This is a genomic window from Agrobacterium sp. CG160-95 (genome assembly GCF_053521725.1).
The window spans coordinates 1,055,297-1,064,615 of the sequence record NZ_JBNWDU010000002.1 but is presented as its reverse complement, the minus strand read 5'-3'; the positions used below and the strand labels follow the sequence as shown (position 1 = coordinate 1,064,615).

At 54.3% G+C, this 9,319-nt stretch carries 9 protein-coding genes; 5 read left to right on the top strand and 4 right to left on the bottom strand.

Features of this window, described 5'->3' with window-relative positions; all coding sequences use genetic code 11:
• Nucleotides 1-943: 943 nt before the first annotated feature.
• From ACQZ63_RS11445 to ACQZ63_RS11435, 3 genes are all read right to left on the bottom strand, one after another.
• On the bottom strand, nt 944-1,657 hold the full coding sequence (locus tag ACQZ63_RS11445; protein WP_113556195.1) for a hypothetical protein: 714 nt from the start codon (nt 1,655-1,657) through the stop codon (nt 944-946).
• Between the two features lie 88 nt (nt 1,658-1,745).
• Complete coding sequence (locus tag ACQZ63_RS11440; protein ID WP_113556196.1) at nt 1,746-1,973, bottom strand: ATP-binding cassette domain-containing protein; 228 nt, start codon at nt 1,971-1,973, stop codon at nt 1,746-1,748.
• A complete protein-coding gene (locus ACQZ63_RS11435; RefSeq protein ID WP_113556197.1) occupies nt 1,945-2,259 on the bottom strand; it encodes an ATP-binding protein in 315 nt (104 codons plus the stop codon). The genes ACQZ63_RS11440 and ACQZ63_RS11435 overlap by 29 nt, the downstream gene beginning before the upstream one ends.
• A 293-nt stretch (nt 2,260-2,552) precedes the next feature.
• On the opposite strand from ACQZ63_RS11435, the gene ACQZ63_RS11430 reads away from it, so the two are divergent.
• The 3 genes from ACQZ63_RS11430 (at nt 2,553) to ACQZ63_RS11420 (ending at nt 6,546) form a co-directional block, all read left to right on the top strand.
• Nucleotides 2,553-3,338 carry a hypothetical protein gene (locus ACQZ63_RS11430; protein WP_162763655.1) on the top strand — a complete coding sequence of 262 codons (786 nt, stop codon included), beginning with the start codon at nt 2,553-2,555 and terminating at the stop codon, nt 3,336-3,338.
• Between the two features lie 3 nt (nt 3,339-3,341).
• Entirely contained in the window at nt 3,342-4,874 is a 1,533-nt protein-coding gene (locus tag ACQZ63_RS11425; RefSeq protein ID WP_113556199.1) for a hypothetical protein, read from the top strand.
• A gap of 463 nt (nt 4,875-5,337) precedes the next feature.
• Nucleotides 5,338-6,546 (top strand): MFS transporter, encoded by a 1,209-nt coding sequence (locus tag ACQZ63_RS11420; RefSeq protein WP_019566310.1) that lies wholly within the window; start codon nt 5,338-5,340, stop codon nt 6,544-6,546.
• 100 nt (nt 6,547-6,646) lie between these two features.
• Here ACQZ63_RS11420 and ACQZ63_RS11415 read toward each other — a convergent pair whose 3' ends face one another.
• Nucleotides 6,647-7,735 carry a hypothetical protein gene (locus ACQZ63_RS11415; protein WP_035199154.1) on the bottom strand — a complete coding sequence of 363 codons (1,089 nt, stop codon included), beginning with the start codon at nt 7,733-7,735 and terminating at the stop codon, nt 6,647-6,649.
• A gap of 347 nt (nt 7,736-8,082) precedes the next feature.
• Here ACQZ63_RS11415 and ACQZ63_RS11410 point away from each other — a divergent pair, with 347 nt between their 5' ends.
• Together ACQZ63_RS11410 and ACQZ63_RS11405 are read left to right on the top strand one after the other, a co-directional pair.
• The gene (locus tag ACQZ63_RS11410; RefSeq protein ID WP_113556200.1) at nt 8,083-8,520 is read left to right on the top strand and encodes a hypothetical protein; all 438 of its coding nucleotides are present in this window, start codon (nt 8,083-8,085) and stop codon (nt 8,518-8,520) included.
• A gap of 129 nt (nt 8,521-8,649) precedes the next feature.
• Nucleotides 8,650-9,159 (top strand): cytochrome P460 family protein, encoded by a 510-nt coding sequence (locus ACQZ63_RS11405; protein ID WP_113556201.1) that lies wholly within the window; start codon nt 8,650-8,652, stop codon nt 9,157-9,159.
• Nucleotides 9,160-9,319: the final 160 nt, after the last annotated feature.

Here is a 9,319-nt window from a genome sequence, read left to right as displayed (position 1 = left end):
ATATCATGATATTGTTATTACGATCGATCGCCGCTCAAATCTGAACTCCATTCCAATCAAATCCATCTCACTCATATAGTTTCCGTGCATAACAATTCTCCAGTCACAACAGCAAATTCAACATAAAATTCATATATTTACACTTAGCCGGCCCGCAATCCGCAAATTGCAGGTCCGTAAAAGCCAATTTTCCTTCCGGATTCTCACCCGCTTTCAGTCGTGCATATATAATTTATCGCAACATATATTTTATATGTTTTCACGTTGGTTATTATATAAATATATGTTTACGGAAGCCGTCCAGGTCGCAGCTGGCCTGCCCTCTTCATATCTATCGATGAATCAGGATTCTCCTTCTGGTTGCGTAAATATTGCTTCTTGAGTTGCCGATTTCGAATCTTTGCCCTGTTATAAAGAGATCGTGCCCACCTCCTCCTCCCCAGGGCGGTATCTGCACGAGCAGCAAGGACGTACATCTCATAGAGACCCATTGAACACACCTTTCCTATCACGCGACGCAGTTGCGACCGTGTTGTGAGCTTCATCTCTTTTTTCCATCAGCCTTTCAGCTCGATGGGCATTGCAACGGGGCACTGAAAATTGCCACCTGTGGAAAATAAAGACACTTATCAGTGCCCCGCTTCAGCGGTTTATGCCTGTCAGAGCGTGTCCTTCAGGGAATGCGTTTCGGAGAAATAGAAAGGTCCACCACAAACCCGATTCCATCTCTCCTCCGGTCATTGCCAGAGGACTTTGCCTGTCAGACCCCGAAATATGAGAGTGACGTCTTCTCTCACAACCGGCGCTGGTTCCGCTTCAAACCGGAATGTTTCCCGGTTCATCACGGAACAGGTGCAGTATAGAGCAGGCAAATAAGGTGGGGATGCGCGGGGAAATGAAATAGACGAAATGAACCCGTAAAAAAACTAAACTGCTCACGCCGCTATTGAAAAGCTACATCAAACGACTCACCAGAGCGTAATACATCTAAGATTCTAACCAATGAACCTTCATTGCCCCTACGGTTCATCCACTTTATAACTTCGCAAGCAGCAGAACTGTATACGCCGACATCCCCGGTGCTAGCGCGCCGCCACCACTCATCGAGATCGGTTATCACCGCTCCACTAACGCCCTCTTTACATGAAAGTCTACCGGAAGGGTCAACGTTCAAATATCTACGGTCTTGAGATACGACCACTGCTAGCCCTTCATCAAACCAAATGGGGACAGACGACATATTGAAAAAGCCCAACCTAAAGCCAATTTCAATATGAGAAAGCTCATGAGCCAAAATGACCGGGCTATTTCCATCACGATAGACAACGATAGCCCAATGCCCATACGACGAGGCCTTCTCCCCACGTGCACCCAGATACGTGGCGCAATTACTGGACACGCAAAAAAATACTGTGGGTAGCGGAGCCTCAACCTCAACATAGGCCTCTTTCAACAACAAACGTGCGGCATCGAGATTACCTAAGATCTTATCTTTCTCGAAATCCGCATCTAGGCTCGCGTCAATGTAAATCCCCTCTTCAACTTCGACAAAGCCAAAACAAGATGGACAAACAACAGCGCTAAAGATCGGGAAAACGTAAAGAAAACCAGAAGACAAAAATATCAAAAAAGTCGACAATATCAAAATATATTTCATGAATTATCCGTTATTAAAATACTGTAAAATTCAATTATTCAAATATTACTGCAAATATTTTTTAATTATTATTCATGAATAGCCATAACTAGCGTACGTCAGGTTCTGGATCAAAAAACGTAATATTATAAAGAATAGACCCGCCAAAAATTCGGTCACTCTGTAAAACAGCAAAAACCATCGAAAGAAGGTATCGCTGATTACGAGCATCAATTTCAACTTCGCCACAACGGATTGTTCCAACCGAAGGCGCATAGACCCCGGCAATAATCTTAAGTAAAGTTGGTTTACCTGTGCTTGAAGGACCGAATATCATTATTTTGTCTCCCTTGACGCTGCAAAATACCGTCAGCGTCCTCGCAGGCAATACCGGGGAACGTACCTGCTACAGCGTAATCCTTGGATTTTTCTGCTATTCCGTAGAAGAGCCAGCCGCCATAAGTATTAGCAAAAGCGGTAACGGATTTGGCAACCGCACTCGCGTTAGGTACTTCCTGCTTGTACTCAACATACCAGCCTTCCGCGACGGAAAAGAGTATTGCCAAGTCACTGGGTATTATTTCGTCAAAAGACTTATCAAATGGATTGTAGTCATATCGCATAAAGTGCACTCACCATTAACCATGTCGGACAAACCACAGACTTCGCGTGTTACGGCTCACTCAGTAGTTGCTCATCGAGGCTCTAACATATCGCAAGTCGTCCGAAAAACGCACGGGATCGTTTTAAGTGGCACAAAGATTGAATTCGTGCTTTCGGCGTCGCGAAACAGTGGAGCAATCTTCGCCACACCGCACGCGGACAAACGCGTCCAAACGTGCTCTATTAACCTTCTGCATAGGCACTAAGGAAGAGGACAGCAATGCGATTTGAGCGACTGAAGCAAATCGCGAGGATGACCAACAAGAGACTACGAATAGGTTTCCGCTTGGCACTGCGGCGTTTTAGAAAGAAAGCCAAGCAGGCGTCATTTAGATTGTCCCGTTTTAAGGCAGTGCTTTGGCAAAAATACTACGGCGCGAAAAGTAGGCTTTCACTCTGGAGATTACGGCACGGCGCGGTCGCGCCAGCCATTTTGCTGCTAATTTTCATTGGCGTCAGCGCTTTCTGGATACCGGCCCTTCAGGAAATACTGGAGCCGAATCTCGCAACCGAAACACACCTTACGTTATTTCGGTCGTTGTTTCTTACCATCGGCGGCGCGCTGATCGGGGCCGCAGCCATCGTTTCATCGCTCGTGCTGTTCGCGATGCAGGTCAATATTGAGAGGATGCCACATGGCCTGTTCCGCAGGCTAAGCGCTGATCAAAGGCTTCTAAGCGCGTTTGCGGTGACATTTCTCCTTGCGGTGACAATTTGCGGTCTTGCTGTTGTCCTGGAGCTAGAGCGGGTTGGCATCGTCGTGTTTATGGCCTTCTGGGGCACTGTAATTATCCTCGGGCTGTTTCTCTATAGCTACCTCCGCGCGCTCGTTCTGGTGAACCCAGTGCAGCAACTCAGCGTGGTCGTTCGGCGGACGCAGTATGAATTGCGAGCGTGGGGGAGACGGGCACAACGAGCCGCGCCGCTGTTATCGAATGGTACGCGGCCGCAACAGAACGATTCCAACGCGTCCCAACATGACCTGGCACGCACAACCTACTTTCGGGTCAATTGGAGTTGGACCGAAGGGGCAAAATAGGGTGTGCGCTATGCAGCGTCTTTGGCACGCCGCAATGCAGAGCAAGGCGACCATGAGGTCAGCGCCGTGGCAATGAATGCGATCATTGCGATCAACAGCGCTTATGTCGAAACGAAGGGACGGACCTTCTTCGCCTACCAGTTCATGTTTGATAATCCGCTCACCTCGGATGGATTCATCAACGATACGCTTGAGCATCTACGGCAGATGGCACGTATAGGGGACGCTCGCGGTGATGAACAACAGATCCAGCAGGCACTGCGGGCGATGGCCGACCTCGTGCAAGTGTATCTTACAATCGACTATGCGAGTTCGCACGCGTCGAAGACCCACGCGCACCTTGCTGCTGGATACCTCATCGGGGAAGTCGAGCGGATTTTACCGCATGACATGCCAGACATTGTGATGGAAGGCGTGCGGCTGATGGGGCAATGCGCTGCCATGCTGCTCGCAACGGAAGGCCCGCAGGGTATTACGGCTCTAGTGCAGAAGATTGGGATCATTTCATGTGCCGGGGTCGCACGCGAGGATTACAGGCCCGTCACGTCCACTGGGGTTGAACAACTAGCGCGCCTTAGCTTTGACTTGTTGCGGACAAACTCGCAAGAACTCGAATTCGCGGTGACGGAAATTCGCGACAGCGTGAAGCTGATCGCCAAACTGTTCATGGCCCTGCCAGACACTCCGTTGATGAACGTGCACAGCGCCTACCTTGCGTCCTACTACTCAGCCACGAGCGCGCAAGGACTCACGGTGCGGCTCGCCAGACTCGTTAATGCAATTACAGAGGCGCCGGCGGACAATGTCAATGCTCGGAAGGTCATCGACAATTTTAAAAAATGGGCCGATGGGATGTATCGCACCGAGAAGGATCTTCTCCTTCATGCCATCGAAAAACGATCGCAATTCACGTTCGATATGATCCACTGGATCACGGATGTTACTAAGATACTGATTGCTGTGTCAAACGCCGCCGCCTGTGACGCGCATACACAGGAAGAACTGCGCAAACATGCAGCTTGGCTGATTGCGGTCTTGTCCTGGGTACCGGATGACGAAGAGACCGTAAAATTCATCGAGGGTTTCCAGATGACTGAAACGCTGTTCGAAGCGTCTATGGATGCACGCACGCAAGGTTGCCCGGAGCTTGCGGATGACATCCGAAAGATGCTGCTCTCTTGGACGTTCAAGGCCGGTCGATACCAGACTGGCTGGGCGACCTTGGAGTGGTCGGTCTACGGACTAGCGACGCTCGCGCTTCTCGTCAACGATGTCACCGCAGTAACGCAACTCAAGGCGGAAATCACCGCACGGATTGCGGCAGGAGAGTTACCGGACAAAGAGGTACGCGACCGCGCGGCCTTAGCAATTCGAGGGCGCGCTGCTTCTTTGTCCCGCAGCGACTATTCTTCCTCAGGAATCGAGCATGGGATGGCGCAATCCGACCATGAAAAAATGCAGCCGCTTCTTGAAGAAATTGCGGACATGATTTCGCCGGAGACAAAGGGCAAAGCCGCGAGACATGCTTTATTTTGAAGGTGTCTTCAAGATCATTGACCCGAACTCATTTCACACCAAATATCCGCTTGTGGGCACCCCTTAATATTTCTTAGGTGATCGGGAGGGATCGTCTGCAGACCGACACACTACCCGGAAATCCCAACCGAAACCGCACGTCCTTAATCGGCCCCGATGACGGAAACGTCTCCAAATACATCCCTTACCTTTGCCAAGAAGCCTTATATCAAACTGACGTTCTTTTTTTCGTCAAATTTCAAATCGTGTCGCTAGCGCGGCCACTCGCGACGATAATCGAGAACAGGTCCACAAAACCTTAAAGTCTGTAACTTCACCATCTGAGACGCGCGACTGCGCACACGCCCCTCCAAACATTGTGCGGCGCACAATTTTCGGAGGAATAGTTATGAAATTCGGATTTTTAGATACATATCATCCGAAAAAATTCGTCTAAAACTCTCCCAACTCAAGGAGAGACACCATGACGGACACGACATCAGAATTTGATGGGTCAACGATTGGCCTGGAGGCCGCAGAGGAACCCGCATGGACCGCCGCAACCTGGTTTGCGGTTCTTTCGATGGCGGCCACCAGCTTTGCGCTGGTATCGGCCGAGTTTCTGCCGGCGGGATTGTTGACGCCCATGGCGCGCGATCTCGGTATTACCGAGGGTACGGCGGGACAGGTTGTCACAGCGACGGCCTCTGTGGGTGCTGTGACGGCTTTGCTGAGCAATGTTCTCATCGGCAAACTGAACCGCAAGACCGTGCTTGTCGGTCTTAGCGCGCTGGCGATTGGCTCCAACATTCTCGCATCAGTTGCTGCCGATTTCTGGCTATTGCTGGTCGGCCGGGCCGGACTGGGTATCGCGCTCAGCGGTTTCTGGGCACTTTCGGTTGCTGTCGTGGCGCGGCTCGTTGGCGCGAATTCGACCGGGCGCGGCATGGCTATCGTCACACTCGGCGTTTCACTCGCCACCATTGCGGCTCCCTCCATGGGCGCCTTGATCAGCGACTGGGTGGGATGGCGCATTGCCATGTCAATGACGGCGGGGCTTGCGATTATTGCCATGCTGCTTCAGATATTCAGCCTGCCCTCGCTGCCGGCAAGTACAAGCAATAGCCTTTCCGATGTTTTCCGGCTGACGCGGCGGCGTAGCGTTCAACTGGGGATGCTTGCCATCCTGTTGCTGATGACGGGGCATTTTGCCGGTTCGGTCTATGTGCGTCCCTTCCTCGAACAGGTGACGCTGCTTGAGACAACGCCGATTGCTCTCGCCCTGCTCGGCTTTGGCGTCGCTTCCGTGATCGGCAATGTGCTGGGTGGCCGCATGGCAGACACCAGTATCCGCCTCGCGCTCATCGTTACCGCCGCCCTGATGGCATTTGCAACAATCGCCCTCGTCCTATGGGGTGTTCATAGCAGCGCCGCATTCGCGCTCGTCGCGCTTTGGGGTCTTGCCTTTGGCATGGCGCCCGTGGTGCTGCCGACCAACCTTTCCCGCGGCGCACCCGATGCTCTGGAAGCGGCAGGCAGCCTGATGGTTGTTTCTTTCCAGGTGGCTATCAGTATCGGGGCTGTTGTCGGCGGCTATATCGTGGATTCCTACGGTGCCACTGCGCCGCTGGCGCTGACCGCGATCCTGGCTGCATCCACGGTCGCACTTGCCTTGCTGCAGCGTCGCGATTGACCCTGTCCGTGACGGCAGATACCTAAAACGAAAGTCCCGCCCGGAATTTGGTCCGGGCGGGACATTTGTGAAAAGCAGATTTTTCTTGCCGTCGCTCTGGTTACTTGCGGTAGGAAAGACCACCCCAGATACGGCCTTCGTCTCTGTGTCGGCCACCGTGTACTGCACCGATATAAGCAGCGGCAGCGGAAACGAGTGCGGAAGCGGCCAGCAGGAACGCGGTCAGAATGCCTGCGACGCGCGCTTTTTCTGCAGCATCCGCAGCTTTGGCCTTGGCATCGTCCAACGCCTTCTGCGCCTCAGCCTTCAGGGTTTCGACCTGCTTCTGCGCTTCATCGACCTTCTTTTGCGCTTCCGCCCGGACGGCCTGCACGCGTTCAACCGTCTGGTTTACGCGCGTTTGCGCGTCCGTCTGGCTGATGTTTGTACGGGCAGCGACCTGGTTGGCGAGCCATGTCTTATCGGCATCGGATATCTCACCGGTTGCAAGAAGATTGCCGAGGATGCCGCTGATCTGGCGCTGATAATCGCCGGCGCTCTGGTCACCCGTCAGAGGGGCGGCGGGCGCATCGGTTCTCAAAAGACTATCCGTGAAATAGTCGATTGGATTGGCTTTCAGGCCCTGCGGAAGCATTTGCTCGATGCTGGGCGCTGCAGCCTGACCGGCGCCTTGCGCCAGACCACCTGCCGCACTGCCAGCGCCGGAAATGATGCCGCCCGCCAGTTGGCCAGCACCCTGAACGGCGCCGCCGACTGCGGAACCCGTTGCCTCAACAGCGGTCTGCGCCACGCTGCCGACAGCCTTGGCGCCACCGGACAGCACGCCGAGCGCTAGAAACGCCGAGACGACCGTGCCGAGACCCCATACGACCAGGCCGTTCACGCCATCGCGGACGGTCAGTTCGTTCCTGTCGGCAGCGCCGGCAGGCCGACGCATGCGGCCGGCAATATAGCCGCCCAGCATGTAGGAGCCGACCATGGAAATGATGACGAACAGCGCGGTTATGATCAGCCAGACTGTGCTGACCTCGCCGCCATTGTCCGCCGAGATTGAACTCAGGCCCAAGCCGCCCGCAAATGCGGTGAGAATGGCCATAGCGCCCGAGGAAATTACGGCACCGGCGAAAATCGCTGGCCAATCCACATAGCTGCGGTTTGGATTCGTTTCGATACCCGTTGGATCAACCATCAGCGTAGCCCCAACAATGAGAGGATGAACAGGACGACGACGACGAGGCCGACTAGATAGATGATGGAATTCATGCGATCTCCTCCGAATGGACGATCAATCCTCCGCGTAGCGGCGATTATATGCAGTGAGACATGCGAGCTGATTGCTCCTTCACCAAACTCGCCGCGCTCCAAAAAGTTTCACGACTTCTCGTTGCTTCGGAATGATTTTGCGCAATTCCGCCGGCGAGGTGATGAAAGAAATGTGCTCGTGGTCGGCAAAGAGAGGTCGCCGAACGCAGGCAAGCAGCATGACCAGCCAGACACAAGCCACCCGAACCAGATTGCGACGGAAGGAGATAAACCATGTCTGCAATCGATCGAATTGGCTCCACCGCCTCGCTTTACATACGCCCACGGCCACAGGACGTTTCCCAAGCCGTGCCCGATCCCACACCCGAACGGTCGGCATCGTTGATCGGAGGGGGCGCCGCGCCTTCGCTCTCCTCCAATCTTGCCAACGCGCTCTGGTCGCTCCGGGGGCAAGAGGGCGGAGTAGAAGAGGCGCCGCTTGAGGGCGGCGGCACAGGCTCCGATGAGGACGAGCTTAGCCGCTGGGCAAATATGAGCCTTGGCGAGAAAATCCGGGCCCAATATCTGGAGGCGCGGGGATTGTCCGAAGGCGACCTTGCCGCCATGCCGCCCGACGAAAGGAAGGCAATAGAGGACGAGATCCAGAAAGCGATGAGGGTCGCGATGGAGGCTCCAAAAGACGATGACGTGAGCGTGCTCGCCGGGCTTTAAGCGTGACATGCCTCCGGGGGCACTACGCAGCGCTACGATCTGATACATAAATGCGGGTTTCAGGAAACATGCCAGATACCTGCGGGGCGGATCATTGCCTGATCTATTTCGGATCAGGCAGGATTTCCCATGAAGAGGCAGATTTTCTTCGCCGTCGCCATATCGGGTGCGGCAGCAGGTTTTGGAACCGTTTATTCGAGCTCAGCGGACACGCCGCCGGAACTTGCTTCTCCCATCTATGGTGTCACGCTTCCTGAAGGATATCGTGACTGGAAGTTCATCGCGCCCGCGCAGGAAGCGCCGCCGCTGGACGAGCTTCGCGCTGTTCTGGCAAACGATATCGCCGTCGACGCCTACAAGAGCGGAACCCTGCCCTTTCCCGACGGCTCGATACTGGTGAAGCTCGCCTATAAGCGGCAGCAATCCACGGAGTTTCCGCCGGCCACGGTTCCGGGCGCGGCGACCACTGTGCAGGTAATGGTGAAGGACTCCAGGAAATATGCCGCCAGCCACGGCTGGGGCTTCGGGCGGTTTGTCAACGGCAAGCCGGTGGATGCCGCCCAGCATGAGACGTGCCTCTCCTGCCACGAGGGCAACGTCAAGGACCATGATTTCGTCTTCACGCGATATGCACCGTAACCGATGCCGGGCTCGGGCGATTTCGCCTTCGCGACTGTTCGCGGAAAGGCGGCCTCTACACTCGATTACAAATTCACCGAAGCCCCGACACATCAGGGATACGTGACGCTGGGAAATTGGCGCTATCGCCGGGTCGCCTTCGCTGCCCGGAGCCGCGAAC